The sequence below is a fragment of the Bradyrhizobium sp. FW305-F6 genome (assembly GCF_058782905.1).
The window spans coordinates 1781427-1807107 of the sequence record NZ_JBYSYD010000001.1; the positions used below are offsets into that span (position 1 = coordinate 1781427).

21 protein-coding genes are annotated in these 25681 nt (G+C 64.8%); 5 read left to right on the top strand and 16 right to left on the bottom strand.

From position 1 onward, the window contains the following. Positions 1–67: 67 nt before the first annotated feature. Positions 68–1045, top strand: a complete 978-nt coding sequence (locus tag AC3WLX_RS08650) for an SMP-30/gluconolactonase/LRE family protein (protein WP_492335510.1) — start codon at positions 68–70, stop codon at positions 1043–1045. A gap of 192 nt (positions 1046–1237) precedes the next feature. Here the strand turns inward: AC3WLX_RS08650 and AC3WLX_RS08655 are convergent, their stop codons facing one another. Together AC3WLX_RS08655 and AC3WLX_RS08660 are read right to left on the bottom strand one after the other, a co-directional pair. Next, positions 1238–2668, bottom strand: a complete 1431-nt coding sequence (locus AC3WLX_RS08655) for an aldehyde dehydrogenase family protein (RefSeq protein ID WP_291621377.1) — start codon at positions 2666–2668, stop codon at positions 1238–1240. 284 nt (positions 2669–2952) lie between these two features. Continuing rightward, on the bottom strand, positions 2953–5316 hold the full coding sequence (locus tag AC3WLX_RS08660) for a thiamine pyrophosphate-binding protein (RefSeq protein WP_492335511.1): 2364 nt from the start codon (positions 5314–5316) through the stop codon (positions 2953–2955). 131 nt (positions 5317–5447) lie between these two features. Here AC3WLX_RS08660 and AC3WLX_RS08665 point away from each other — a divergent pair, with 131 nt between their 5' ends. Further along, positions 5448–5909: an Lrp/AsnC family transcriptional regulator gene (locus tag AC3WLX_RS08665; protein ID WP_131866897.1), complete on the top strand. Its 462-nt coding sequence runs from the start codon at positions 5448–5450 to the stop codon at positions 5907–5909. 86 nt (positions 5910–5995) lie between these two features. Next, complete coding sequence (gene ppk2 / locus AC3WLX_RS08670; RefSeq protein WP_291621385.1) at positions 5996–6916, top strand: polyphosphate kinase 2; 921 nt, start codon at positions 5996–5998, stop codon at positions 6914–6916. 5 nt (positions 6917–6921) lie between these two features. Here the strand turns inward: ppk2 and AC3WLX_RS08675 are convergent, their stop codons facing one another. The 10 genes from AC3WLX_RS08675 to AC3WLX_RS08720 all read right to left on the bottom strand — a co-directional run bounded on the left by AC3WLX_RS08675 (position 6922) and on the right by AC3WLX_RS08720 (position 19330). After that, positions 6922–8001, bottom strand: coding sequence for a zinc-binding dehydrogenase (locus tag AC3WLX_RS08675; RefSeq protein WP_492335512.1), 1080 nt, complete (start codon positions 7999–8001; stop codon positions 6922–6924). Between the two features lie 60 nt (positions 8002–8061). Further along, the gene (locus tag AC3WLX_RS08680; protein WP_291621390.1) at positions 8062–9003 is read right to left on the bottom strand and encodes a DMT family transporter; all 942 of its coding nucleotides are present in this window, start codon (positions 9001–9003) and stop codon (positions 8062–8064) included. Between the two features lie 187 nt (positions 9004–9190). Further along, the gene (locus AC3WLX_RS08685) at positions 9191–10030 is read right to left on the bottom strand and encodes an aldo/keto reductase (protein WP_492335513.1); all 840 of its coding nucleotides are present in this window, start codon (positions 10028–10030) and stop codon (positions 9191–9193) included. A gap of 283 nt (positions 10031–10313) precedes the next feature. Further along, positions 10314–13019, bottom strand: coding sequence for a molybdopterin-dependent oxidoreductase (locus AC3WLX_RS08690; protein WP_492335514.1), 2706 nt, complete (start codon positions 13017–13019; stop codon positions 10314–10316). 1 nt (position 13020) lies between these two features. After that, a complete protein-coding gene (locus AC3WLX_RS08695) occupies positions 13021–14238 on the bottom strand; it encodes an NAD(P)/FAD-dependent oxidoreductase (RefSeq protein ID WP_492335515.1) in 1218 nt (405 codons plus the stop codon). An 11-nt stretch (positions 14239–14249) separates the two neighbouring features. Continuing rightward, positions 14250–14678, bottom strand: coding sequence for a globin family protein (locus AC3WLX_RS08700; RefSeq protein ID WP_291624548.1), 429 nt, complete (start codon positions 14676–14678; stop codon positions 14250–14252). Positions 14679–14923: 245 nt separating this feature from the next. Next, positions 14924–15718, bottom strand: a complete 795-nt coding sequence (locus AC3WLX_RS08705) for an ABC transporter ATP-binding protein (protein ID WP_291624547.1) — start codon at positions 15716–15718, stop codon at positions 14924–14926. Between the two features lie 13 nt (positions 15719–15731). Next, the gene (ntrB, locus tag AC3WLX_RS08710; protein ID WP_492335516.1) at positions 15732–16628 is read right to left on the bottom strand and encodes a nitrate ABC transporter permease; all 897 of its coding nucleotides are present in this window, start codon (positions 16626–16628) and stop codon (positions 15732–15734) included. 65 nt (positions 16629–16693) lie between these two features. Beyond that, positions 16694–18010: a CmpA/NrtA family ABC transporter substrate-binding protein gene (locus tag AC3WLX_RS08715; protein WP_492335517.1), complete on the bottom strand. Its 1317-nt coding sequence runs from the start codon at positions 18008–18010 to the stop codon at positions 16694–16696. Between the two features lie 450 nt (positions 18011–18460). Further along, complete coding sequence (locus AC3WLX_RS08720) at positions 18461–19330, bottom strand: SDR family oxidoreductase (protein ID WP_492335518.1); 870 nt, start codon at positions 19328–19330, stop codon at positions 18461–18463. Positions 19331–19432: 102 nt separating this feature from the next. On the opposite strand from AC3WLX_RS08720, the gene AC3WLX_RS08725 reads away from it, so the two are divergent. Next, on the top strand, positions 19433–20323 hold the full coding sequence (locus AC3WLX_RS08725; protein ID WP_492335519.1) for a LysR family transcriptional regulator: 891 nt from the start codon (positions 19433–19435) through the stop codon (positions 20321–20323). A gap of 22 nt (positions 20324–20345) precedes the next feature. Here AC3WLX_RS08725 and AC3WLX_RS08730 read toward each other — a convergent pair whose 3' ends face one another. Then, positions 20346–21263: an intradiol ring-cleavage dioxygenase gene (locus AC3WLX_RS08730; protein ID WP_492335520.1), complete on the bottom strand. Its 918-nt coding sequence runs from the start codon at positions 21261–21263 to the stop codon at positions 20346–20348. A gap of 162 nt (positions 21264–21425) precedes the next feature. On the opposite strand from AC3WLX_RS08730, the gene AC3WLX_RS08735 reads away from it, so the two are divergent. Next, the gene (locus tag AC3WLX_RS08735; protein WP_492335521.1) at positions 21426–22700 is read left to right on the top strand and encodes a serine hydrolase domain-containing protein; all 1275 of its coding nucleotides are present in this window, start codon (positions 21426–21428) and stop codon (positions 22698–22700) included. Between the two features lie 41 nt (positions 22701–22741). On the opposite strand, the gene AC3WLX_RS08740 is transcribed toward AC3WLX_RS08735, so the two are convergent. The 3 genes from AC3WLX_RS08740 to AC3WLX_RS08750 form a co-directional block, all read right to left on the bottom strand. Continuing rightward, entirely contained in the window at positions 22742–24061 is a 1320-nt protein-coding gene (locus AC3WLX_RS08740) for a TRAP transporter large permease (protein ID WP_492335522.1), read from the bottom strand. After that, complete coding sequence (locus tag AC3WLX_RS08745; RefSeq protein WP_492335523.1) at positions 24058–24573, bottom strand: TRAP transporter small permease; 516 nt, start codon at positions 24571–24573, stop codon at positions 24058–24060. The genes AC3WLX_RS08740 and AC3WLX_RS08745 overlap by 4 nt, the downstream gene beginning before the upstream one ends. Before the next feature lie 83 nt (positions 24574–24656). Then, positions 24657–25655 (bottom strand): TRAP transporter substrate-binding protein, encoded by a 999-nt coding sequence (locus AC3WLX_RS08750; RefSeq protein WP_492335524.1) that lies wholly within the window; start codon positions 25653–25655, stop codon positions 24657–24659. Between the last annotated feature and the right edge of the window lie 26 nt (positions 25656–25681).

Consider the following 25681-nt stretch of genomic DNA (forward strand, 5'->3'; position numbering starts at 1 on the left):
CGATTTGCGGTCACGTGTCTCCAATGATAGCAGGATTGTCCAGAGGGAACGAAACGAGAGAACCGGCATGAATGAGGCATCGTCCCACTCCCAGGAACGGCCAGGCTGGCGGCCGGCGAGCTACTATCCCGATCCGGCCATTCACGCGCTCGATCCCCGCTTTGAAAAATACTGGCTGAAATTGTCGGCGGTGGAGCGCCTCGCGACCGGCCTGCGCTGGGCCGAGGGGCCGGTGTGGTTCGGCGACGGGCGGTATCTCCTGTGCAGCGATATCCCGAACCAGCGCATCATCAAATGGGAGGAGGAGACCGGTGCGGTCAGCGTGTTCCGCAAGCCTTCCAATTTCGCCAATGGCAACACGCGGGACCGGCAGGGCCGGCTCGTCACCTGCGAGCACGGCGGCCGGCGCGTGGTGCGCACCGAATATGACGGCAGCATCACGGTGCTGATGGATTCGTTCGACGGCAAGCGGTTGAACTCGCCGAACGATGTCGTCGTCAAGTCGGACGGCTCGATCTGGTTCACCGATCCGACCTTCGGCCTGCTTGGCAATTACGAGGGCTACAAGGCAGATCCCGAGCTCGACATGAACGTCTACAGGTTCGATCCGGAGACTCGCAAAGCCACGGTCGTCGCCGAGGGCGTGCTCGGGCCGAACGGGCTCGCCTTCTCGCCGGACGAGAAGATTCTCTATCTCATCGAATCCCGCGGCGTGCCGACACGCAAAATTCTCGCCTATGACGTTTCACCTTCCGGCGACAAGCTTTCGAATAAGCGCGTCTTTGTCGACGCCGGCCCCGGCACGCCGGACGGATTCCGCGTCGACATCGACGGCAATCTCTGGTGCGGCTGGGGCATGGGCGATCCCGAGCTCGACGGCGTCGTGGTGTTCGCGCCGGACGGCGTCATGATCGGACGCATCGCGCTACCCGAACGCTGCGCCAATGTCTGCTTCGGCGGCCTCAAGCGCAACCGCCTGTTCATGGCCGCGAGCCAGTCGATCTATGCGCTGTATGTGAACACCCAGGGCGCGGTGGGGGGATAGCAAATCTCTCTCTGGCGTCATTCCGGGGCGCGCCTCTTCGGCGCGAGCCCGGAATCCATCAGGCCACGGAGTTGGTGGGTGAATGGATTCCGGGCTCGTCGCGGCGCGACGCCCCGGAATGACGACAGAGATAGCAAACGAAAAACGCCGGAGCGGTTGCCCGCTCCGGCGTTTGGTTGCTCGTGCTAACGATTACGCCGCGTTGAAGCCGGCGACGGCCTTCACTTCGAGGAAGTCCTCGAGGCCGAACTTGCCCCACTCGCGGCCGTTGCCGGACTGCTTGTAGCCGCCGAACGGCGCGGTGCGGTCGTTGGGCACGCCCTGCAGGTTGACGTTGCCGGCGCGGATCTGGCGGCCGACGCGCTTGGCGTCCTCGACCGACGGACCGTAGACATAACCGGCAAGGCCGTAGGGCGTGTCGTTGGCGATCTGCACCGCGTCGGCTTCGTCCTTGGCGCCGATGATGGTCAGCACCGGTCCGAAGATCTCTTCGCGTGCGATCGTCATATCGGGCGTGACGTCGGCGAAGATGGTCGGACGGACATAGAAGCCCTTGTTGACGCCTTCGGGCAGGCCCGGGCCGCCGGCGACGAGCGTTGCGCCCTCGTCGATGCCCTTCTTGATCAGGCCCTGGATCTTGTCCCACTGGCCGCGATTGACCACGGGTCCGATGGTGGTGCCTTCGGCGCGGGGATCACCGGCCTTGGTCTTGTCAGCGACCGCCTTCGCGATCGCGGCGACTTCCTTCATCTTCGACAGCGGCACGATCATGCGCGAGGGCGCGTTGCAGGACTGGCCGGAGTTGTTGAACATGTGCATCACGCCACCAGTCACCGCCTTCGTGAGGTCGGCGCCTTCGAGGATGACGTTCGGCGACTTGCCGCCGAGCTCCTGGCTGACGCGCTTCACGGTGGGAGCCGCGCGCTTGGCGACGTCGATACCGGCGCGGGTCGAGCCGGTGAAGGAGATCATGTCGATATCAGGATGCTCGCTCATGGCGGCGCCGACCTCGGGGCCGAGACCGTTGACGAGGTTGAACACGCCCTTCGGCACGCCGGCTTCATGCAGGATTTCCGCGAAGATCAGCGCCGAGGTCGGCGTGAACTCCGACGGCTTCAAGATCATGGTGCAGCCAGCGGCGAGCGCGGGGGCGACCTTGCAGGCGATCTGGTTCAGCGGCCAGTTCCAGGGCGTGATCATGCCGACCACGCCGATCGGCTCGCGCAGCACCATGGCGGTGCCGACCGGCTCCTCGAAATGATAGTTCTTGAGCACGTCGAGCGTGGTCATGAGATGGCCGAGACCGGCGCCGGCCTGCAGCTTCTCCGCCATCGGCAGCGGTGCGCCCATCTCGTCGGAGACGGCGGCGCCGATCTCCTTGAGGCGGCCCTTGTAGACCTCGATGACCTTGCTGAGCAGCGCGACGCGCTCGTCGCGGCTGGTCTGGGAGAAGGTCGTGAAGGCGCGCTTGGCGGCGGCGACAGCCTTGTCCACGTCGGCCTTGGAGCCCAGCGCAACCTCGTACATCGCCTCTTCCGTCGCCGGATTGACCACGGCGGTGGACTTCTTGACGGCGGGATCGACCCAGGCGCCGTCGATGTAGAATTGCATGCGATTGACCATCGTTAACCTCTTCTTGGGGGCTTGGAGGGGGCGTTTCGGCAGGCATCCTTGCACGAAAGCGCCGGCAATTGAACCCGCCATATGCGGGGCCAGCGTTGCGGCGGGCGGAGGTATATGAGCCGATGGCGGGAACGAGGCAAGATGGCCCCGCAGTCATTCCGGGGCGCGGCGACGCCGCGAGCCCGGAATCCATTTTACCACCTGGACTGAGGCCCGATGGATTCTCAGGTGCGCGATTGCGCACCATAGTTCGCGCTCACGCGCGCCCCGGAATGACGACTTAGCTACACCGCCATCTTCCGGTGCAGCACCGGCGCGCCGGTGGTGAGGCTTTCCGCCGCATCGATGATGGCGTTGGCATCGATGCCGTAGTGCCGATAAAGCTCGGCGATACTGCCGGTCTGGCCGAACTGCTCGACACCGAGCGCCTCGACCCGGTGGCCGCGGACGCTGCCGAGCCAGCCGAGCGCGGCGGGATGGCCATCGATCACGGTCACGATGCCGCAGTCGCGCGAAAGCGGCGCGAGCAGCTTTTCGACATGGCTGAGATGCTGCACGCCGCGCCGGTCGCGCCGCAATTTCCGCGCCGCAGTCCACCCCGCGTGGAGACGGTCAGCCGAGGTGATCGCGAGCAGGCCGATGTCGCGGCGGCTCTCGCCGATGAAGCCGGTCGCCTCGATCGCCTCGGGCGCGACCGCGCCGGTATAGGCGATCACGACTTCGGCATTGGGGCCAGGCTTGCGCAGCCAATAGGCGCCGTCAGTGATGCCCTGCTGCAACTCCGGTGTCATGATCCGCTGCGCCTGCTCGATTGCGCGCGTCGAGAGGCGCAGATAGACCGAGCCGCCCTCGCCAGGGTCGCGTTGCATGTGCTCGAAGCCGAAAGCCATGATCACGGCGAGCTCGTCGACGAAGGCCGGCTCGAACGAAGCCAGCCCATCCTGCGCCATGCCGATCAGCGGCGTCGCGATCGATTGATGCGCGCCGCCCTCGGGCGCAAGCGTGATACCGGAGGGCGTGGCCGCCACCATGAAGCGCGCATCCTGGTAGCAGGCATAGTTCAGCGCATCGAGCCCGCGCTCGATGAAGGGATCGTAGAGCGTGCCGACCGGGAGCAGCCGCTCGCCGTTGATCTGGTGCGACAGGCCGAGCGCCGAGAGCATGATGAACAGGTTCATCTCGGCGATGCCGAGCTCCAGATGCTGGCCCTTCGGCGAGGCGTCCCAATTGTAGGTCGAGGGAATTTTCTCGCTGCGGAATAAGTCCGCCTTCTCGGCGCGCGCGAACAGGCCGCGGCGGTTCACCCAGGGACCGAGATTGGTCGAGACGGTAACGTCGGGCGAGGTCGTGACGATGCGCCTCGCGAGCTCGCTGTCGCTGCGCGCGATCTCGTTCAGCACGAGGCCAAAGCCCTGCTGGGTCGACATCTGCGGCGACGGTTTGAAGGCGAGCTGCTGCGGCACCTCGACGACCGGCGCCGTGAGGCGGCGGCCGTCACGGTTGAACGGCACCTGCGCGAGGAAAGCTTCCAGTTCGGCCGCATCCTGCGTCAGCCCTTCGAACTTGTCCCATTCGTGGCCGGGACGGATGTTCTGGCTCTCGCGGTACTTCTCCATCTGCGTAACAGTCATCAGGCCGGCGTGGTTGTCCTTGTGGCCCTGGAAGGGCAGGCCGACGCCCTTGATGGTGTAGGCGATGAAGCAGACCGGGCGATCGTGATCGATGGAGTCGAACGCCTCCAGCACGCTCGCCATGTCGTGGCCGCCGAGATTCGACATCAGCGCGAGCAGCTCCTCGTCGCTGCGCCGGTCGATCAGCTTGGTGATCGGGCCCTGGTCGCCGATCTCGTCATGGAGATGCTTGCGGAAGGCCGCGCCGCCCTGGAAGCACAGCGCCGCATAGAGCGCGTTCGGGCAATTGTCGATCCACGTCTTCAGCGCCTCGCCGCCAGCTTCCGCGAACGCCTCGCGCATCAGGCGGCCGTATTTCACGATGACGACGTCCCAGCCGAAATTGCGGAACATGGTCTCGAACTTTTCCCAGAGACCTTCGCGCACGACGGCATCGAGCGACTGGCGGTTATAGTCGACCACCCACCAGGTGTTGCGCAGGCCGTGCTTCCAGCCTTCGGCCAGCGCCTCCCAGATGTTGCCCTCGTCCATCTCGGCATCGCCGACGAGCGCGATCATGCGCCCCTCGCGGCGGTCCTTCATCCAGCCATGCGCCTTGACGTAATCCTGCACCAGCGACGAGAACAGCGTCTGCGCGACGCCGAGGCCGACCGAGCCGGTGGAGAAATCGACGTCGTCGACGTCCTTGGTGCGCGAGGGATAGGACTGCGCGCCCTTGAAGCCGCGAAAGTTCTCCAGCTTCTCGCGGCTCTGCCGGCCGAACAAATACTGGATGGCGTGGAACACGGGGCTCGCATGCGGCTTCACCGCGACGCGGTCCTCCGGGCGCAGCACGTGGAAATACAGCGCCGACATGATGGTGGCGAGCGAGGCGGACGAGGCCTGGTGGCCGCCGACCTTGAGGCCATCCGCATTGGAACGGATGTGGTTGGCGTGGTGGATGGTCCAGGACGACAGCCACAGCGCCTTGCGGGCCAGCGCGGTCAGGATGTCGAGGCGAGCGGGGTCAACGGGCATGGCGATGCTCCGGGAAAGAAGCACTGATCATACGCCTGCAGGCCGTGCCAAACTTCTCAATTTTTCGCGCCATACCGGCCGATATTGGGATATTTTACCAATCAGACGCCCCTGACCCAGGTTCCATCCCAATGCCAGAGCTCGACGCCATCGACCGGAAAATCCTCGGCCATCTCCAGAACGACAGCCGGATGACCATGCAGGAGCTTGCCGACAAGGTCGGACTCTCGGTCTCGCCCTGCCACCGCCGCGTCAAGCTGCTGGAGGAGCGCGGCGTGATCTCGCGATATATCGCGACCGTGGACCAGAAGGCGCTGGGGCTGCATGTCAGCGTCTTCATCTCGATCAAGCTGGCGCGCCAGAAGGAAGAGGACCTCAACCGCTTCGCCCGCGCCATCTCGAAATGGGACGAGGTGCTGGAGTGCTATCTGATGACCGGCAACCGCGACTATCTGCTGCGTGTTGTCGCAGCCGACCTCGCCTCCTACGAGACGTTCCTCAAGACCAAGCTGACCCGGCTCGACGGCATCGCCTCGATCGAATCGAGCTTTGCGCTCAGCCAGGTGAAATATTCGATCGCGCTGCCGGTGTGACCTCAGCGGCATCGCACATTGTCACAAGGTCGCAACAAACCCCGTCGATGGTCGTTGTGACCGGTATCGAGCCGAGAGAAGGACCCATGACCACACCCGATCCCAAATCCCAGATCTCCAAGCGCGAGCGCATCATCCGGGAAATGGCCGACGATCTCGACGAGGAACTGGAGATGGAGCTGGATGATGCCCGTCTCGACGAGCTTCTCGATGAGACCGGAACGTTGAGTCCGACGGTCGATCGCAGGCTCTATTTCCGGGAACTGCTTCGCCTCCAGGGCGAGTTGATCAAGCTCCAGGACTGGGTGCAGAGCGAGCGGAAGAAAGTCGTGGTGCTGTTCGAGGGCCGCGATGCCGCCGGCAAGGGCGGCGTCATCAAGCGCATCACGCAACGACTCAATCCGCGCATCTGCCGCGTCGCGGCGCTCCCCGCTCCGAACGAGCGCGAGCGCACGCAATGGTATTTCCAGCGCTACGTCGCGCACCTGCCGGCCGGCGGCGAGATCGTGCTGTTCGACCGCAGCTGGTACAACCGCGCCGGCGTCGAGCGCGTGATGGGCTTCTGCTCGGAGGACGAGTATCAGGAGTTCTTCAAGTCAGTGCCGGAATTCGAGCGCATGCTGATCCGCTCAGGCATCATCCTGGTCAAGTACTGGTTTTCGATCACCGATGACGAGCAGCAGTTCCGCTTCACCATGCGCATCAAGGATCCCCTCAAGCAGTGGAAGCTGAGCCCGATGGACGTCGAGTCCCGCAGTCGCTGGGAGGCCTACACCAAGGCCAAGGAGACGATGCTGGAGCACACGCATCTGCCGGATAGCCCGTGGTGGATCGTCGATGCCGTGGACAAGAAGCGCGCCCGGCTCAACTGCATCGCGCATCTATTGACTCAGATCCCGTACCAGGAGGTCGTGCGGGCTCCGGTGACGCTGCCGCCGCGCGTACGCAACCCAGACTATCAGCGAGGCCCGGTTCCGCCGGAGATGTACGTGCCGGCGAAATATTGACACTCCTACCGCCACGGCTGCACGATGATCTTGGTGTGCGCCTCGGGGTTGGCGAGGTCGGCAAACGCCTTGGCGACTCCGTCGAGGCCGACTTCGGCCGTCACCATCGCAGCCGCATCGACCTGCCCTTCCGCGATCAGGCGCAGTGAGTTGGCGAATTCGTCCGGCGTGTAGCCGAGCACGTATTGGACGTTGAGCTCCTTCATAATGCCGAGCATGGGCTCGCTTCGGTCGCTCTCCATGCAGACGCCGACCACGACGATGCGCGCATCGCGCGGAGCGCCCTCGAACACCTGCTGCAACAGGCCGGGCACGCCGACGCATTCGAAGATGATCGCGGGCTTCAGCGCCGGCAGCATGGACTGGAACGGCGGCCGCGCCGCCTTCTCGGCCTCTGACATCTGCGCGTGCTCGGCCCAGTTCGCATAGGGCTGCGACACCTTGGGATCGACCACGACGTCCGCGCCGAGCCTGGCGGCCAGGGCGCGCCGCGCCGGCGAATAGTCGGCGGCGACGATCGGGTGCAGCCCTCTGAGCTTGAGCGCGGCGATCACCGCGAGGCCGACCGGGCCGCAGCCGATCACGAGCGGCACCTCGCCGCCTCGAATGTTTGCCTTGGCCACGGCGTGGACGCCGACCGCCAGCGGCTCGGTGAGCGCGGCATGTTCGGGCGCAAGACCATTGGGCACTTCGAGCAACAAGGCTTCGCTGAGCAGCATCGCCTCGGCGTAGCCGCCGACATTGTCGTTGGAATAGCCGATGCCTTCGACGCCCTGCGGCGTCAGCAGCGCCGGCAGCGAGCAGACGCGTGTGCCAGGCCGGAGCTTGCGTTCGGTGCCCGGACCAAAATCGACGATCTCGCAGCAGAACTCGTGGCCGAACACGACGTCGCGGGAGAGGTCCATCGGCTTGCGTCCGACCTTCCGTGCCATCTCCACCATGCGAGGGGCGTGCTGGCGCGCGTGCAGGTCGGAGCCGCAGATGCCGCAGGCGAGCGTCTTGACCAGCACCTGGCCCGGGCCCGGCGTCGGGTCGGCCATCCGGTCGACGACGATCTCACCATTCCTGAAAATCGCGGCGCGCATCCGGCTCCTCCCATCTTGTTTGGAGCGCTGATACCACGAAGCACGAGGAGCGAACTTGCGTCAGGCGTTCGGGGAACGCTCCTCGAGCACCAGCAGCTGGGCGCGGCGGACACGCTCGCGATGGGCGATGTAGAGGCCGCTGGCGACGATGAAGGCCGCGCCGGTGATGGTGAAGACATCGGGGACCTCGCTGAAGATGAAGTACCCGAGAATGCTGACCCAGAGCAGCTGCGTATAGGAGAACGGCGCCAGCACGGAGGCATCGCCGTAGCGATAGGCCAGCACGACGATCCACTGGCCCGCGGTCGAGGCGACGCCGATGAAGATGCCGAGTGCGATCGCGGTCCAGGACGGCGTGACCCAGACGAACGGCACCAGCACGGTCAGGATCACAAGGCCCGTCAGCGAGGAATACGCCATGGTGGTGACGACGGCTTCCCGTCCGCTCATCATGCGCGTCAGGATCAGCGTGCCGGCCCAGCATGCCGCCGAGATCAACGGAAAGACGGCGGCGGGGTGAAATGCACTGGTGCCCGGGCGCAGGATGATCAGCACGCCGATGAGGCCGAGCGCCGTGGCGATCCAGCGGCGCATGCCGACCTTCTCGCCGAGGAAGACGATCGAAAGCGCCGTGACGAACAGCGGCGCGACGAAGCCGGTGGCAGAGGCCTCCGCGATCGGCAGGAACCCGAGGCCCGTGATGAAGAACAGCGAGGAGCCGAGCAGCGCCGCGCCGCGCATCACGTGCAGGCCGGGACGCTTGGTGCGCATCGCATAGAAAGGCGACGCGGGGAGCATCACCGGCGTGAACAGCAGCGTGAAGGTGAGGAAACGGATCCAGGTGATCTCGATCGAAGGCAGGCTGGCCGAAAGATACTTCGCGGTAGTGTCGGAGCAGCCGAGAAAAATCGTCGAGAGCAGGATCAGCGCGATGCCCTTGAAGGGATGATCGACGCGCGCGGGCGCGCGGCGCGCCTGCTGCTTCTTCTCCGGCGCGGGCATGGGAATACTGTCGAGCCTTGCGGCTGCGGCGGGCGGCGGTGTCACGGTGGGAACCCGGGCAAAATGCGAATCGAGAACGGTCGTAAAAAACGACAAATGCGCCCCGTTCACAACTTCCGAAAACAGGATGCCGATATGCGCGAGCCGCCGCGCGCGTCAATGCTCCGTTAATATTGCAAATTGTGCACTACAGCATGGGAAGGCTGCGCGGCTTCGGCCCGCGGGGAAACGCCCCGTCCAACGCCGCAATCTCGTCCTTCGTCAGCACGATGTCGCCAGCCGCCGCATTCTCGCCGGCATGTTCCGCGGACGAAGCCTTCGGAATCGCGAACACCGTAGTCGCACGGGTGAGGAAGCTCAGCGCGACCTGACGGGGCGTCGCACGATGCGCTTCCGCGATGCGCGCCAGCACGGCACCGCCCTTGCTGCCGCTCGCCGGGAAATCGTCATGGCCGAACGGCGAATAGGCGACAACGGCGACATTGTGCTGCTCGCACCACGGGATCACCGCGTGCTCGATCGCGCGTTCTTTCAGGTGATAGAGCACCTGGTTGCACGCGATCCGGCCCTCGCCCGCAACATCGAGGATCTCGTCGAGATCGTCAGCGTCGAAGTTCGAAACGCCCCAGGACTTGATCTTGCCTGATCTCACCAGTTCCTCGAACGCGGCGACGGTGTCCTCCAGCGGATACGAGCCGCGCCAGTGCAAGAGATAACAGTCGAGGCTGTCGGTCTTCAGCCGCTTCAGCGAGCGCTCGCAGGCGGTGATGGTGCCGCGGCGCGAGGCGTTGCTCGGCAGCACCTTTGAAACGAGGAACACTTCGTCGCGCCGGCCTGCAATGGCCTCGGCAATGACGAGCTCGGCATCGCCGTACATCTCGGCGGTGTCGATGTGCGTCATGCCGAGATCGAGCCCGCGCTGCAGCGCCGCAATCGCGCGGTTGCGGTCGCCATGGTCGAGATACCAGGTACCCTGCCCGATGACGGAGACGTCGGTGCCGGTGTTGCCGAAAGGTTTTGTGTTCATGTTGGCTCCAAGGGCGCGCTCCCCACGCCTGTGATGGAGCACGCGGCAGCATAGGGCACAATCGCGGACACGTCGATTGCGCGGGGACCGTTACTTGCCAGCCCGGCTTCTGCAGTGCATCGTCAAAGGGACGCTGCGCTACGTCCGGGACACGAGATCGTGGTTTTGGAGGCCCTGCATCCACGGGGTCATCGCGGAGCGAAGCAATCCAGACGACCACCGCGGGAAGATTCTGGATTGCTTCGGTTCACTCGCAATGACGGCGGAGAGAGCGAGCCAGTCGCTATCGCGCCGCGCCCGCGAGCTTGGCCTCTTCCGGTGGAGCGACGTTTGTCGTCGCGATCAGCCGTTTCAGCTCGGGAATGCAGGAGCCGCAATTGGTGCCGGCCTTCAGCTTGGCGCCGATTTCGGCGGCCGTGCGGGCGCCGCTGGCGATGCTGTCGCAGATGGTGTCGCGGCCGACGCCGAAGCAGGCGCAGACGATGGGGCCGGTCGAAGCCCCGCCTTCGCCGGATCTGCCCGACAGCAGCATACGGCGTTGCTCGTCGCTGACCTGATCGGCCGCGAACAGGCTCTTCACCACCTCCCAGTCGCCGGCATCATGCGCGGGTCCGACGAACAGGCAGGTCTCGATTCGATCCCCATCAAACGAAGCCGCGCGAAAAACCCCGCCTCCGAAGTCGCGATATTCGGCAACATCCTCCCCGGCGACATTCTCGAGCCAGGCAGGCCAGCGCGAAAGGTCGCCGTTGTCGGCAAAGAGATAACCGAATCCGCCGCTGACGGTCACGCGCGTCCACAACAGGTTTTGCGGCAGATCGAGCCGCCTCCGCGATAATGCAAAACCGCGGAAGACGTATTCGTAAGGAGCGATCGCCGCGGGCGTCGCCTTCAATTCCGGCTGCCCCGAGAACGGATCGGTGAACGGCGCGACCATCGCCCCGATGCGGCCGTGCGAGGCGTTCATCGCGCTCCAGTGGATCGGCACGAACAGCGCGCCGCGCTGCTGCCGCTCGCTGACGACGACCTTCAGGATGCACTGGCCGTAGTCGGTGGTGATACGGGCATAGCCGTCATGGGCGAGGCCGTATCTGTTGGCGTCATCGGGATGGATCTCGACGAACGGCTCGGGCAGGTGCGCGCCCAGCCGCTGGCTCAGCCCGGTGCGCGTCATGGTGTGCCATTGGTCGCGGATGCGTCCGGTGTTGAGCCTCAGGGGGCGCGACGGGCCGGTCTCCCCGCGCAGCGCAGGCACCTCGGGCGCGACGAAGCGGCCCTTGCCGTCGTTGGTGAAGAAGCCGCCTTGCGCGAAAAAACGCTCGCCGGGCTCGCCCCCTTTCCGCACCGGCCACTGCACCGGTTGCAAGGCATCGAACGCGTCGTCGGACAGCGAGGTCAGCGCGCCGATGTCGAAATCGCGGCTGCCGTTGTTCTCGAATGCCGACAGCGCGGCATGCTCGCGGAAGATATCCGCTGCGGATTTGTAGTTGAAGCTGTCGCCGAAGCCGAGCCGCTTTGCGGTCTCGCTCAGGATCCACCAATCGGGGCGCGCCTCGCCGGGCGCCGGAAGGAACGAGCGCTGGCGCGAGATGCGGCGTTCGGAATTGGTCACCGTGCCCGACTTCTCGCCCCAGGCCAGCGCTGGCAGCAGCACATGCGGGCCGGCCTCGACCGTGTCGTTCGAGAGCACGTTCTCGGAGACCACGAACAATTCAAGCTTCTTCAGGGCATCGCGAACCATGTCGGCGTCGGGCAGCGACACCGCCGGGTTAGTGCCCATCACCCAGAGCGCCTTGACCTCGCCGCGGTTGATCGCCTCGAACAACTGCACCGCCTTCAGCCCCTCATGCGTGGCGATGCGCGGCGCCTTCCAGAACCGCCTGACCCGGTCGATGTCGGGCGGCGTGAAACTCATATGGGCGGCGAGCATGTTGGCGAGCCCGCCGACCTCGCGGCCGCCCATGGCGTTGGGCTGGCCGGTGAGCGAGAACGGCGAGGCGCCGGGCTTGCCGATGCGCCCCGTCGCCAGATGGCAGTTCAGGATGGCGTTGACCTTGTCGGTGCCCTGCGCCGACTGGTTGACCCCTTGCGAATAGAGCGTGACGACCTTGTCGGTGTCACGGAACATCTTGAAGAAGATGGCTACGTCCTGCTCGGACAGGCCGGTGGCGAGCGCCGTCGCGGCGGCACTGCCGGCGATGCTCCGCGCGCGCGCCAGCGCATCCTCGAAACCGCTGGTGTTCTGCGCGATGTAATCCCGATCGAGCGCACCATTGTCGGCGAGGTGAACGAACAGGCCGGAGAACAGCGCGGTATCAGTGCCGGGCTTGAGGCCGAGGAACAGATCGACGTCACCAGCGGTGTCGGTGCGGCGCGGATCGATCACGATCATGCGCGCGCCGCGCTCCTGCCTATTCTTCAGCATGCGCTGGAACAGCACCGGATGGCACCAGGCTGCGTTCGAGCCGACGAAGACGAGCAGGTCGGCCTGATCAAGATCGTCGTAGCAGCCCGGCACGGTGTCGGCGCCGAAAGCACGGCGATGACCGGCCACCGAAGAGGACATGCAGAGCCGCGAATTGGTGTCGACGTTGGCGGTGCCGACGAACCCCTTCATCAGCTTGTTGGCGACGTAATAGTCCTCGGTGAGCAGCTGGCCGGAGAGATAGAACGCGACCGCGTCGGCGCCGTCACGGGCGATGATGTGCTGCATGCGATGGGCGACATGATCGAGCGCATCGCTCCAGGCAACCCGCTCCAGCACGCCCTTGCAGCGGATCATCGGGTAGAGCAGACGGTTTTCCGGCCCGACGGTCTCGCCGAGCGCGGAGCCCTTGGAGCACAGCCGGCCGAAATTGGCGGGGTGGTCGGGATCGCCCGCGATCGCCGCTCCGCCCTTGCCGTCTGGCGTCGCCAGCACGCCGCAGCCGACGCCGCAATAGGGACAGGTGGTCCTGGTGGTTCGGAGGTCTGGATCGATCGCGGTCATATCAAGCCGCCTTCGAAGGCTGCGCCAGGGCGCGGCCGAATATCATGTCGGCGCGGATTGCCGTCACCTTGTCGCGATTGCGGATCAGCTCGAGATACCAGAGCGCATCGATCGTATCGCCGATCAGAACCGCGCCGGTGAGCCGCCCGTCCGCGATCACGAGCTTCTTGTAGGTGCCGCGCCTGCGGTCCGACAGGACGAGGCTCTCGCTGCCCTCCCCGCCCGTGAAATCGCCGGCGGAGAACACGCTGACGCCGGACACCTTCAGATTGGTCGAGACCACGCTACCCTGATAGGCGGCGGGCCGGCCGGCGAGATGCCGCGCCAGCACCCGCGCCTGCTCATAGGCCGGCTCGACCAGGCCATAGCAGCTGCCGCGGTGCTCGGCGCATTCGCCGAGCGCAAAGACGTCGGGCGAGGAGGTCTGCATCACGTCGTTGACCACGACGCCGCGGTTGACGGCGATGCCCGCCTCCTTCGCCAGCACGACGTTCGGCCTGATGCCGGCCGCGAAGATCACCGCATCGGCCTCGATGCGGCTACCGTCGGCGAGCTCGACGGCTTCGACATGGCTCTCGCCGTGGATGCGGGCCGTCGACGCGTTGAGCAGGATGCGGATGCCCTTCTGCTCGACCAGCGTCTTCAGCAGGTCGGCCGCGGGCGCATCGAGCTGGCGCTCCATCAGCCGGTCCATCAGGTGCAGCAGCGTCACGGGGGCGCCGGCCTTGGCGAGACCGTAGGCCGCCTCCAGCCCGAGCAGGCCGCCTCCGACCACGACGACGCGCTTCTTCGCCGCGGCCAGTGTCAGCAGCAGGTCAACGTCCCGGGTGTCGCGAAAGGTGTGCACGCCCGAGAGATCGGCACCGGGCACGTTGAGCCGCAGCGGCGTCGAGCCGGTGGCGAGGACGAGCTTGGAATATTCCATGCTCTCCGCGCCTTCGATCTTGAGCTCGCGGCGACCGATATCGATCTCGGTGACGCGATAGCCGTAGCGCACCGTGACACCGCGATTTCGCCACCAGTCGGCCGGCCGCAGCTCGATTTCGTGCGAGCCGGTCTCGCCGGCCAGCACGGAGGACAGTAGCACGCGGTTGTAAGCGAGCCGCGGCTCCTCGCCGATCACGGCAACGGCGTAACGGCCGAGGGCGGTGTTGGCGAGCTCGTCGACCAGCCGCGCGGCCGCCATACCGTTACCGACGATGACGAGCGGTTCACTCACAAAGGCCTCTCCTATTCGGCGGCCTGCGCTTTCGCGCCATAAGCCTCGGAAATCATGTAGCCGGACAGCACGCCGTAGGCGTCGGTCCAGGCTTTGGCGAGTTCGGGCGTCCAGGCCTCGCCGAGCCCCTTCTCCAGGGTCCACAGCAGGGTCGCACCGACGACCGGGTAGTGCTCGGCCTTGGCGCCATAGTCGACGTGACGCTTGGCGAGCGCGGAGGCCGCGGGCAGAATGGATTCCAGGTTCGACAGGCCGCCGACCACGGCAGCGAGCATGCCCATCAGCTTCTTGCGCTGTTCGGTCATGTCCTCGGGAAACATCGCGCGCACGGACGGCGCCACCTCGAACAGACGATCGTAGAACAGCACCGCGGCGGCCTCCGAAATCGGCGCGACCTTGGAAAAGCTCTGCTGAATGAGGGCAATCTGTTCGGGCGTCATGATGTTCTCCTGTCTGGTTCGTCTGCCTTCGTCCGCGCCATTGCGGAAAAAGTTCATGGGTCAAACGTCATCAGAGAGACTCCTCCCCGCTCACGGGGGGAAGCGACATTCGTGCCAAGTCCTGGACCGTTGTTTCGGCGAGGCTTGGCGCGCCTTCAGCCTGCGGGATACGACGCAGGTCAAACCACCAGGTCAGAGCGAGGCAGGAGGCGTGCACGGGTACGCCTCTTGCAGTAGCGCCGGCTTTACGCGGCCTCGACGAAGCGATGACGCTCGTAGAGGAATTCGAGCACGCGCTGGCGGCACTTCAGGTAGGTGGCGTTGGTGGCAAGCTCGAGCCGCTTGCGCGGCCGCGCCAGCGGCACCTCCAGCACCTCGCCGATGCGCGCGCTCGGCCCGTTCGTCATCATGACGATGCGGTCGGACAGCAGCACCGCCTCGTCGACGTCATGCGTGATCATCAGGATGGTGTTGCCGAGCTTCTGGTGCAGCGCCATCACGGAGTCCTGCAGATGCGCGCGGGTCAATGCGTCGAGCGCGCCGAACGGCTCGTCCAACAGCAGCACCTTCGGCTCCATCGCCAGCGCCCGCGCGATGCCGACGCGTTGCTTCATGCCGCCGGAAATTTCTGACGGTCGCTTGTCGCGGGCGTGGGCCATCTGCACGAGATTGAGATTGTGCATCACCCAGGCGTCGCGCTCGGCGCGAGACTTGGTCTTGGCGAAGACCTTGTCGACGCCGAGCCTGACGTTCTCGTAGACGGTCAGCCACGGGAGCAGGCTGTGGTTCTGGAACACCACGGCGCGATCGGGCCCCGGCGAGTTCACTTCGCGGTTCTCCAGGAGCACGACACCCGTGGTGACGCCGGTCAGCCCTGCGATGATATTGAGCAGGGTCGACTTGCCGCAGCCGGAATGGCCGATGATCGAGACGTATTCGCCTTTCTCGATCGTGAGGTTGATGTCCTTCAGCACCTCCGTGGTGGCGGCACCGCGGGTGAAGACCTTGTCGATGTGGTCGAGTTTCAGGTAGGCGGTCATGTGCCCTCTCCTCTCAGTTCTGCGCGGTGCCGCGGGTGACGATCTTGCCGGCGCCCGCGATCAGGCGATCGAGCACGAAGCCGACGATGCCGACATAGAACAGCGCCAGGATGATCTCGCTGATATGCGAGGAGTTCCAAGCGTCCCAGATGAAGAAGCCGATGCCGACGCCGCCGATCAGCATTTCCGCTGCGACGATCGCGAGCCACGACAGGCCGATGCCGATGCGCAGGCCGGTGAAGATGTAGGGCGCCGCCGCCGGGATCATAATCTTTGCGAAGAACTCGAGCGGATTGAGCTGCACCACCGCGGCGACGTTGCGATAGTCCTGCGGGATGTTGCGGATGCCGACCGCGGTATTGATGATGATCGGCCAGATCGAAGTGATGAAGATGACGAAGATCGCGCTAGGCTGGCCGTCGCGGAACGCCGCGAGCGAGAGCGGCAGCCAGGCGAGCGGCGGAATCGTGCGAAGCACCTGGAACAGCGGATCGAGCCCGCGCATGGCCCAGACCGACTGCCCGACCAGCACGCCGAGCGCAATGCCCGCGATCGCCGAGAGCGAATAGCCGAAGGCGACGCGCTGGAGACTGGCTGACAGATGCCAGAACAGGCCCTTGTCGATGCCGCCATTGTCGAAGAACGGATCGAAGATCAGCTCCTTGGTATCACTGAAAACTTTCGACGGCGGCGGCAGCGCCGAGCCGGCCCGCCGGCAGACCAGCTCCCATATCAGCGTCAGCAGCGCGATCACGATCAGCGGCGGGATCACGCGCACCGCCGTCTCCCGTGCCATGCGCGCGTAAGCCTCAGTGCGCGGGGGACGCTTCGGCGTCAACGCGACGACCGGCGCAATTGTTGCGGCCGGCTTCGCGGTCTCAACCTCGATCTTGGTGGCAGTCATGCTCATCGCAATCTCTCTCCGGATTGGCTGGGACGATGCGGCCGCCCGCCCATGGGCGACCGCTGGCTCCATCAGACTTCGACGCGCTTGATCGCGAGCGACTTCAGATAGGCGGCCGGATTCTCCGGATCGAACACCTTGCCGTCGAAGAAGGTCTCCTTGCCGCGCGAGGTGGATGTCGGAATATCGGCGGCGGCGACGCCGAGGGCCTTGGCCGCGTCCTTCCAGAGGTCCTCGCGGTTGACCTTGGCAATCAGCGCCTTGCTGTCGAAACCGGCCTCGTACTTGCCCCAGCGGATATCCTCGGTCATGAACCAGAGATCGTGGCTCTTGAAGGGATAGGAGGCATGGTCCTTCCAGAAGCGCATCTGCTGCGGCGAGTTGTCGACCACCCGGCCGGTACCGTAGTCGAACTTGCCCTTCATGCGGTCGGTGATGTCCTCGACCGGGCAATTGATCCACTGGCGCTTGGCGCAGATCACCGCGGCTTCCTCGCGGTTTTCCATCTTCTCGGCCCATTGCTGCGCTTCCATCACCGCCATCAGCAGCGCCTTCGCTGCCTTCGGATATTTGTCGACCCATGCCGCGCGCATGCCGAACGACTTTTCGGGATGCTTGTCCCAGAGCTCACCGGTGGTGATTGCGGTGTAGCCGATGTTCTGATGGATGAGCTGCAGATTCCACGGCTCGCAGACGCAGAAGCAATCCATGGTGCCGACCTTCATGTTGGCGACCATCTGCGGCGGCGGCACCACGATGGTTTCGATGTCCTTGTCCGGATCGATGCCGCCGGCGGCGAGCCAATAGCGGATCCAAAGATCATGCGTGCCGCCCGGGAAGGTCATCGCGGCCTTGACGGCCTTGCCTCCGGCCTTCTTCTTCTCCAGCGCAGTCTTGAAGGGCGCAGTGTCGATCCCGACCTTGATATCCGCATACTCCTTGGCGACGGAGATGCACTGACCATTCAGGTTCAACCGCGCCAGGATGTACATTGGCGTCGGCTGATTGTTCTGTGTCACCTTACCCGCCGAGATCAGATACGGCATCGGTGTCAGGATATGTGCGCCATCGATGCCGTTGCCCTCGGAGCCGAGCACGAGGTTGTCGCGCGTGGTGCCCCAGGAGGCCTGCTTCTGCACCTCGACATCGGGCATGCCATACTTTGCGAAGAAGCCCTTCTCCTTGGCAACGAAGAGAGGGGTCGCGTCGGTGAGAGCAATGAAGCCGAGCTTGGCGCCCTTGACCTCGGGGCCTCCGTCCTGCGCGAAGGCGCCGGCGGGAAAATTCAGCTTTGCGGCGGCGAGCAGTGCGGCGGTCGCGCCGGTGGCTTTCAACAATTGACGGCGGCTGAGGCCAGTCGCGGAGAGCCGGCGAATGCGCTTGGTCATAGGTCGTGTCGTCCTTTTGCGGCGTTACGGAATGATTTGCGGCTGTGCGCGCGAGCGGCCCGTCCGTCCGTGGCGCCTCTTCGGCGCATGCGAACGCGCGACGGGGGGACCCCCGCCTGGCGGCGTCAGCAAATCGGATGAGAAATCTCGCGGGACGGCTTCAATGGCGTCGGCTTGGAACTATTCAAGCTTCATGCCAAGGTTGCCGATACAAAAGATCTAGGTAATTCAATGGGCTGCGACAGTCGCGAAAAACAGTCGCAGTCAATTCCGCACGCGAAATTTGCGACCTGCATAAAATTTGTGCGACGCACAAATCTTATGCAGGAGCACGAGCTTTGTCAGAGTCCCGCGTTTTTACGGGGGATTCACCTGACGACGGGGCGCGCCCAAAGGGCCCCCCGTCGTTGGTAAAAATGTTCTGACGAAGTCAGGCGATCGCCACGGCCGTCAGGCAGCGGCCGTGATCTCGGCGACGAAGTCGCGGTAGGCGCGCAAGGGACGGCCCAGCATGTCGACCAAACGCCCGATGTCGCCGACTTCGGGGATCATTCCCTCACTCAGAAAGCGCTCGCTCATCACCCGCATGTCGAAAGCCATCCAGGGCGGCATGAACTGCCTGAGGTTCTTCTCGAACCCCGCGGTGTCGTCTCCGCCATAGGCGACTGCGCGTCCGAGCACGTCCGACCAGATCGCAGCAGCTTTCGCGCCGGTGATCGTATCGGGACCGACGAGATTGAAGCGCTGGAGCGGAAGCGGCACCGCGGATGCCTCACGGCGGATCAGTTCGATCGCCGCGATCTCGCCGATGTCGCGCGCGTCGATCATCGCCAGTCCCTTGCCGCCGATCGGCATGGGATAGACGCCGTGCGCGGTCACCACATCCTTGATCATGAGCTCGTTGTTCATGAAATAGGCGGGACGCAGGATTGTCGCCTGGAAGCCCATCTGCTCGATCATGCGCTCGACGCCGAACTTGCCGGCGAAGTGCGGCACGTTCACGTAGCGGTCGCTGTGAATGACCGACAGGTAGACGAGCCGCTCGATGCCGGCCTCGCGGGCGAGGTTGAGCGCAGTCAGCGCCTGAGTGAATTCGTCAGGCACCACGGCATTGAGCAGGAACAGCGTCGAGACTCCCGAGAGCACTACGCGCACGGAATCGACGTCCAGCAAGTCGCCTTGGGCGACGGCGACACCTGCCGGAAAGTTGGCCTTCTCAGGATTTCGAACGAGTGCGCGCACATCGGCGCCGCGCTTGACGAGCTGCTCGACGACGTTGCGGCCGATGGTGCCGGTGGCGCCGGTAACGAGGATGGTCATGGGATCACTCCGGTTTGGGGCTGAAGACACCCCAGAAATTAATGATCCACATGCGAGCCGATAGCCGCTATATTTGGACAGACCGTCTCATTGGTGGAACAGATGGATTTGCTTGCGCTTGCCGACTTCAATCTCGTCGCGCGGCATGGAGGGTTCGGAAAGGCCGCGCGTGCAGCGGGACGCCCGAAAGCGACGTTGTCGCGGCGCGTGTCCGAGCTCGAGAGCAGTCTCCATCTGCGTCTGTTCGAGCGCGGCGCGCGCAGTCTCAAGCTCACCCATGAAGGGCGCGCGCTTTACGAGCGAACCGCAGTGCTCCTCACCGAGCTCGGCGAGACGGCGGCAGCGATCGCCTCCGGCGGAGACAAGCCAAGGGGCAGGTTGCGGGTCAGTGCCCCCCAGCTCTTCTCGCAAACCGCGATGGGCCGTCTGGCGGCCAACTTCGCGCTCAAGCATCCGCAAGTCCGGCTCGAGGTCACCACCGATGATCGCCATGTCGACATGATCGAGGAGGGCTTTGACCTCGTGATCCGGGTCAACCCCGCCCCGGATGAAAGCCTCGTCGGCCGCATCTTCTTGCGCGACCGACTGGTGGTCGCAGCCGGCCCCGGACTGAAGCGCCCGAAAGGAAACCTCGCCGTTCCGGCCGTCGTGCGCGGCGACGATGATGCTGCGCTCTGGGACATCAGGCAGCCAAGCGGCCCATCGCGCATCACGGTCGATCCGGTGCTTCGGCTGTCATCCCTGATGATGGCTCGCGATGCCGTGAGAGCCGGAATCGGCGCGGCACGGCTCCCCCTGTCGCTCGTCAGTCACGATCTTGCCGCCGGCACGCTGGTCCGCTGGGGAGATGTCGATGGATCCGACATCGCCCTCTGGGCGCTCTACCCCTCGCGGCGATTGCTCAGCGCGCGCGTCTCCGCCTTCCTCGATCGTCTCAAGGACGCGTTCCCGAAGGGAACGCCGGACGAACTCGCCGCTTACATCAGCCGGTAATCCTCGCGTCTCGAAAGTGCGCTCACGCCGGCTCCGCCGCCTTCGTCCCCAGCGGCTTCGGTGCCATGCCGCCGCCCGGCTTGAGGTGGAATTCGTAGGTCATCAGGTGCCATTTCCCGCTCGCCTTGGTGCCGTCCGGCATCGCAGCATCGTTGCGCGGCTCGACCTTGGCGATGAGATCGTCCTTCACGCCGAACACGACGTCGGAATCGAGATATTTGTCGCCGCCGATGAAGACGTGGGTGATCAGCGGCTCATGGCCCCTGGCGTTGACCAGGAAGTGCACATGCGCGGGCCGCATCGGATGACGGCCGGTTTGCACGATCATCTCGCCGACCGGTCCGTCGGTCGGAATCGGATAGCTGCACGGCAGGATGGTGCGAAAGAAGAAGCGGCCGTCGCTGTCCGTGATAAAGCGCGCCCGCGCCGAGGCGCCGACCTCGTCATAGTCCGGCTTTTGGGAATCGTAGAAGCCATCGTCGTCGGCATGCCAGACGTCCACCGGCACGCCTGCAAGCGGCTTGCCCTCGAGGTCGGTGACGCGGCTCTGCACGAACATCTTCTCGCCGGCCGCGTTATGCGGCGAGATGTCGGTGCCGTGCGCAGTCACCTTGTGCTCGCCGACATAGAACGGGCCGAGCACGGTGGTCTCCGTCGCGCCGTCGCGATCCCTGTGGTTGACGGCGTCGACCAGCATGGAAACACCGAGCACGTCGGACAGGAGGATGAATTCCTGCCGCGTGTCGGTGCATTTCTGCCCGGTGCGGGTCAGGAAATCGATGGCGTAGTCCCATTCCTCGAAGGTGAGGCCGGTCTTGCTCACGTAATCGTGCAGCGACTTCACCAATTCCTGCAGCAGGAATTTCGCACGCGGGTTCGGCGTGTTGTCGAAGCTCCTGATGACGGCTTCGGTGAGCTCGGTCTCGTTGAACTGGGTCATGCTGCGTTTGCCCTCGCGTTGTTCTCGTTGCCCCAGGCGGGCTGCTTCGGCCTTCCAGGGGACAGCCTATACCAGCTGGCCGGCCCGCGTTAAGCGCGACCGGCTTGGAATGGGCCCGCCATTTGGCTATCACGGTGATCGAGAAACTGCCCGGAGGAACTGATGCTTGCCCCCACCCCTGCCTCGCCCGAATCCGTCGGCATGTCCAAGGCCGCGCTCGACCGTGTCGATGCGCATCTGAAGAAGCGGTACATCGATGCCGGCCGCTTCCCGGGCACACAGCTCCTGGTCTTCCGCCGCGGCAAGGTCGCGCACAGCTCGGTGCAGGGCTTCGCCGACGTCGAGCGCAAGCTGCCGGTGAAGGACGACACTATCTATCGCATCTATTCCATGACCAAGCCGCTCACCAGCGTCGCCTTCATGATGCTGGTGGAGGAAGGCCTCGTCGCGATCGACGAACCCGTCGCCAGATACATTCCGGAATGGAAGGATCTCGGCGTGTTCGTTGCCGGCACCTATCCCGCGTTCCTGACCCGGCCGCCGTCCCGGCCGATGCTGATCGTCGACCTCTTGCGCCATACCTCCGGCCTCACCTACGGCTTCCAGCAGCGCTCCAATGTCGATGCCGCCTATCGCAGTGAGAAGATCGGCGAGGTCGAGAAGTCAGGCACGCTCCAGACCATGATCGAGAGCCTGGCCAAGATCCCGCTGGAGTTCTCGCCGGGCGAGGCCTGGAATTACTCGGTCGCGACCGACGTCCTCGGCTACCTCGTCGGCAAGATCTCGGGAATGCCGTTCGAGCAGTTCCTGAAACAACGCATTCTCGATCCGCTCGGCATGACCGACACCGATTTCCACGTGCCGGCGTCGAAGGCGCATCGCTTCGCCGCCTGCTATTCCGCCGATCCCGGCGGCGGCATGACTTTCCATGCCGGCCAGCGCCGCGAAGGCCTGACTCTGCAGGACGATCCGGCGACGAGCTCGTTCCTGTCCCCGCCCTCGTTCATCTCGGGCGGAGGTGGTCTGTGCTCGACAGTCGCCGACTACCTCACTTTCTGCCGCGCCTTGCTCAATGGTGGGGAGCTTGGCGGCGTCAGGCTGATCGGGCCCAAGACGCTGGCGCTGATGACCAGCAACCACATTCCGGGCGGTCGCTTTCTGCCCGAGGTGTCGCGCTCGCTGTTCTCCGAGGCCGCCTATAACGGCATCGGCTTCGGCCTCGGCTTCGCCGTGACCATGCGCCCGGCCGAGACGATGATCGCCGGCAGCCCCGGCGAATACAATTGGGGCGGTGCGGCCACGACCTCGTTCTGGATCGACCCGGCCGAGGAGCTGATCGCCATCTTCATGACGCAGGTACTGCCGTCGAGCGCCTACCCGATCCGACGCGAACTGCGCAGCATGGTCTACGCCGCGATCACCGAGAGCAATCTGTAATTAGCCGAATGGACCCCGCGGCCACCGGCCGCGGGTCGCGCTCATTTGAGCATCTCCGGCACGATCAGGCGCGGCAAGAACAGCGACACGCTGGGCCAGATGATGACGGCCGCCAGCACCAACAGCATCGGGATCAGCATGATCACCGTGTCTTTCAGCGCATAGCGCAGCCGCACGCCGGCGATCGAGCAGGCGATCATCAGACACAGGCCATAGGGCGGCGTTACCAGCCCAAAGGCCAGCGAGACGATGGAGATGATCGCGAACTGGACCGGATGCAGATCGACGGACCTGGCCAGCGGCTCCAGCACGGTGCCGACGATGATGATCGCCGGGATGGCGTCCAGGAAGCAGCCGACCACCAGAAAGCAGAAGGCGATGAAGAAGCCGGCCGAGATGGCACCCATGCCCCATGTCGAGACGTTGGCCAGCAGTTCCTGCGGGATCTTGTAGTAGGCCAGCAGCCAGCCGAACGCGCTGGCGGTGCCGACGCAGAACAGCGCCACGCCGGCGAGGCGCCCGGTATCGAGCAAGGCCTTGTACAATTCGCGCAAGCCCGTCTCGCGGTAGAAGAACGTCGAGAGCGCCACGGAATAGAGCACGGCCACGCAGGCGGATTCCGTCGCGGTGAACCAGCCGAGCAGGATGCCGCCGACGATGATGAACGGGGTCATTAGCGCCGGGATCGAGCGCCAGATCGCGCATCGCATGTCGACCCAGCTCGCCTTCGGATAGGTCGGATAGCCGCGGCGCACCGCGTAGACGTGCACCGTCGCCATCTGCGCGCCCGCGATCAAAAGGCCCGGCACGATGCCGGCCAGATACATCGCCGCGATCGAGGTCGAGATCAGCCCGCCCCATACGATCATCAGGATCGACGGCGGGATGACGACCGCGAGCACCGCGGACACCGCGGTGATCGCGATGGAGAACGAAAGGTCGTAGCCCTCCTTGGTCTGCGCGTCGATGAAGATCTTGGACTGGCTGGCGGCATCGGCCGTCGAGGAGCCGGATATGCCGGCAAAGAACACCGACAGCACGACGTTGATCTGCGCCAGCGACCCCGGCCAGTGCCCGACCATCGAGCGCGACAGCGCCACCAGGCGATCGGTGATGCCGCCGATGCTCATCAGATTCGCCGTCAGCAGGAAGAACGGCACCGCGAGCAGGATGAAGGAATTGTAGGCGTTGAAGGTCTCCTGCGCGAGCATCATCAGCGACAGGCGCGGCTCGATCAAGAGGATCGGCACGCAGGCAAGGCCGAGAGCGAAAGCGACCGGCACGCGCACGATCAGCAGGCCGACGAAGACCCCGAACAGCAACATCGCGGCCTGTCCGGCAGAGAGCACCGTGCCGCTCATCTTCGTGCCCCAACCAGAATGCGCAGTTCATCGAGGATCTGTTCGCCCGCAAACACCATCCACGTCACGCCGGCCACCGGCCAGGCGACGTGGATCAGCCAGAGCGGCAGGTCGGCTAGCTCCGACGTCCTGTTCCAGGCGAAACGCGTGAATTCGATCCCGGCCCACACGAACACGAAGGCCAATGCCAGCACGCCGAGCCGCGCGACGATCCGCACCGCGGCCTCCGACCGCCGCGACAGCTCGGGCCAGACGTCGACCTCGAAATGCTGCGCCTCGCGAATGCCGACCATCGCTCCGATCATGATGGTCCAGACGAACAGGAACCGCGCCATTTCCTCGGTCCAGATGTAGGACGGGATGAGGGGCGTGTAGCGCGAGACGATCTGCAGCGTGACCGGAATGACCAGGATGCCGACGCAGGCGGCGAGCAGGATTTCCAGCAGTTTGGCATAGGCCGCCGTGACGCGGCGCCACAGCGACGGTGTGGACGGGACGTGCATGTCCGACATTGGAGCTCCGTGCGGCGACTCATCCGCCATGTCCGGGCAGGAAGCGGGGCCTGCCCGGAATGCTGTCGGCGGACGATGCGGCCTCAGACGACGTTGATCTTCTCGAAAATGTTCTCCGCGCCGATTTCCTTGGCGTAGGTGGCCATCACGGGATCGGCGAGCTTCTTCATGGCGTCGCGCTCTTCGAAGGGAACGCGCTTGAGCTTGCCGGCCTTCTCGAGCGTGTCGAGCTTGACGACCTCTTCGCTGGACTCGAGCTGGCGGCCGTAGTCGCCGGCCTCCTTGCCGGCCTTCATGATCGCCTCCTGCAACTCCTTCGGCAGGGTCTTCAGCGTCTTCACCGAGAAGCAGATCGGCCGGATCGACACGGCGTGCTGGGTCAAGTTGAGATGCGGCGCCACTTCGTAGAATTTCATCGCCTCGACGCCGGCCGCTTCGTTCTCGCCGGCCGAGATCACGCCGTTCTGGATCGCGTTGTAGATTTCGTTATAGGCGATCACGGTCGGGCTCATGCCGACGGCCGCGAAGGTCTTCGACCAGATCGGCGCGCCCTGCACGCGGACCTTGAGGCCTTTGAGATCGGCGAGGTTCTTGAGCGGCTTGTTGGCGAAGATGTTGCGGATGCCGCCGCCGGCATAGCCGATCAGAACGACGTCGGCCTTGGCCGCGACCTCGTCGGCCACCGGCGCCAGGATGTTGGCCTCGACCACCTTGTTCATGTGCTCGATGCCCTTGAACACGAAAGGCGCATCGATGAACGGGGCCGCCTTGGCGAAGGTGGACATGTGGGCCGGCGAGACGATGCCGTAGTCGACTGCCTTGCCTTGCGACATGTACTCGAAATACTGCTTCTCGAGGCCGAGCGAGGAGTTTCTGTGCAGGGTGAAATTGACGGGCTTGCCGTAATACTTCTTCACCAGTTCCTCGAACCGCAGCAGTGCCCGGTTGAAGGCGTGATCGTCGTTGAACTGAACTGCGCCGTTCAAGGTGATCGGCGCTTGCGCCCGCAGGATCGACGGCATGCCGATCGTAGCTGCCGCCGTGGTCGCACCGATACCAGCGAGAAATGACCTTCGCTTCATCGTCTCCCCTCCCTTTATGGCTCCAT

Excerpts from the sequence above, each read along its gene's own strand:
- AC3WLX_RS08705 (WP_291624547.1), bottom strand. The coding sequence starts at position 15,718 with ATGACCGCCTACCTGAAACTCGACCACATCGACAAGGTCTTCACCCGC.
- AC3WLX_RS08750 (WP_492335524.1), bottom strand. The coding sequence starts at position 25,655 with ATGAAGCGAAGGTCATTTCTCGCTGGTATCGGTGCGACCACGGCGGCA.
- AC3WLX_RS08725 (WP_492335519.1), top strand. The coding sequence starts at position 19,433 with ATGGATTTGCTTGCGCTTGCCGACTTCAATCTCGTCGCGCGGCATGGA.
- AC3WLX_RS08685 (WP_492335513.1), bottom strand. The coding sequence starts at position 10,030 with ATGAACACAAAACCTTTCGGCAACACCGGCACCGACGTCTCCGTCATC.
- AC3WLX_RS08675 (WP_492335512.1), bottom strand. The coding sequence starts at position 8,001 with ATGCGCGCCGCGATTTTCAGGAATGGTGAGATCGTCGTCGACCGGATG.
- AC3WLX_RS08660 (WP_492335511.1), bottom strand. The coding sequence starts at position 5,316 with ATGCCCGTTGACCCCGCTCGCCTCGACATCCTGACCGCGCTGGCCCGC.
- AC3WLX_RS08740 (WP_492335522.1), bottom strand. The coding sequence starts at position 24,061 with ATGAGCGGCACGGTGCTCTCTGCCGGACAGGCCGCGATGTTGCTGTTC.
- ntrB (WP_492335516.1), bottom strand. The coding sequence starts at position 16,628 with ATGAGCATGACTGCCACCAAGATCGAGGTTGAGACCGCGAAGCCGGCC.
- AC3WLX_RS08730 (WP_492335520.1), bottom strand. The coding sequence starts at position 21,263 with ATGACCCAGTTCAACGAGACCGAGCTCACCGAAGCCGTCATCAGGAGC.
- AC3WLX_RS08745 (WP_492335523.1), bottom strand. The coding sequence starts at position 24,573 with ATGTCGGACATGCACGTCCCGTCCACACCGTCGCTGTGGCGCCGCGTC.
- AC3WLX_RS08665 (WP_131866897.1), top strand. The coding sequence starts at position 5,448 with ATGCCAGAGCTCGACGCCATCGACCGGAAAATCCTCGGCCATCTCCAG.
- AC3WLX_RS08715 (WP_492335517.1), bottom strand. The coding sequence starts at position 18,010 with ATGACCAAGCGCATTCGCCGGCTCTCCGCGACTGGCCTCAGCCGCCGT.
- AC3WLX_RS08650 (WP_492335510.1), top strand. The coding sequence starts at position 68 with ATGAATGAGGCATCGTCCCACTCCCAGGAACGGCCAGGCTGGCGGCCG.
- AC3WLX_RS08680 (WP_291621390.1), bottom strand. The coding sequence starts at position 9,003 with ATGCCCGCGCCGGAGAAGAAGCAGCAGGCGCGCCGCGCGCCCGCGCGC.
- ppk2 (WP_291621385.1), top strand. The coding sequence starts at position 5,996 with ATGACCACACCCGATCCCAAATCCCAGATCTCCAAGCGCGAGCGCATC.
- AC3WLX_RS08720 (WP_492335518.1), bottom strand. The coding sequence starts at position 19,330 with ATGACCATCCTCGTTACCGGCGCCACCGGCACCATCGGCCGCAACGTC.
- AC3WLX_RS08690 (WP_492335514.1), bottom strand. The coding sequence starts at position 13,019 with ATGACCGCGATCGATCCAGACCTCCGAACCACCAGGACCACCTGTCCC.
- AC3WLX_RS08655 (WP_291621377.1), bottom strand. The coding sequence starts at position 2,668 with ATGGTCAATCGCATGCAATTCTACATCGACGGCGCCTGGGTCGATCCC.
- AC3WLX_RS08700 (WP_291624548.1), bottom strand. The coding sequence starts at position 14,678 with ATGACGCCCGAACAGATTGCCCTCATTCAGCAGAGCTTTTCCAAGGTC.
- AC3WLX_RS08735 (WP_492335521.1), top strand. The coding sequence starts at position 21,426 with ATGCTTGCCCCCACCCCTGCCTCGCCCGAATCCGTCGGCATGTCCAAG.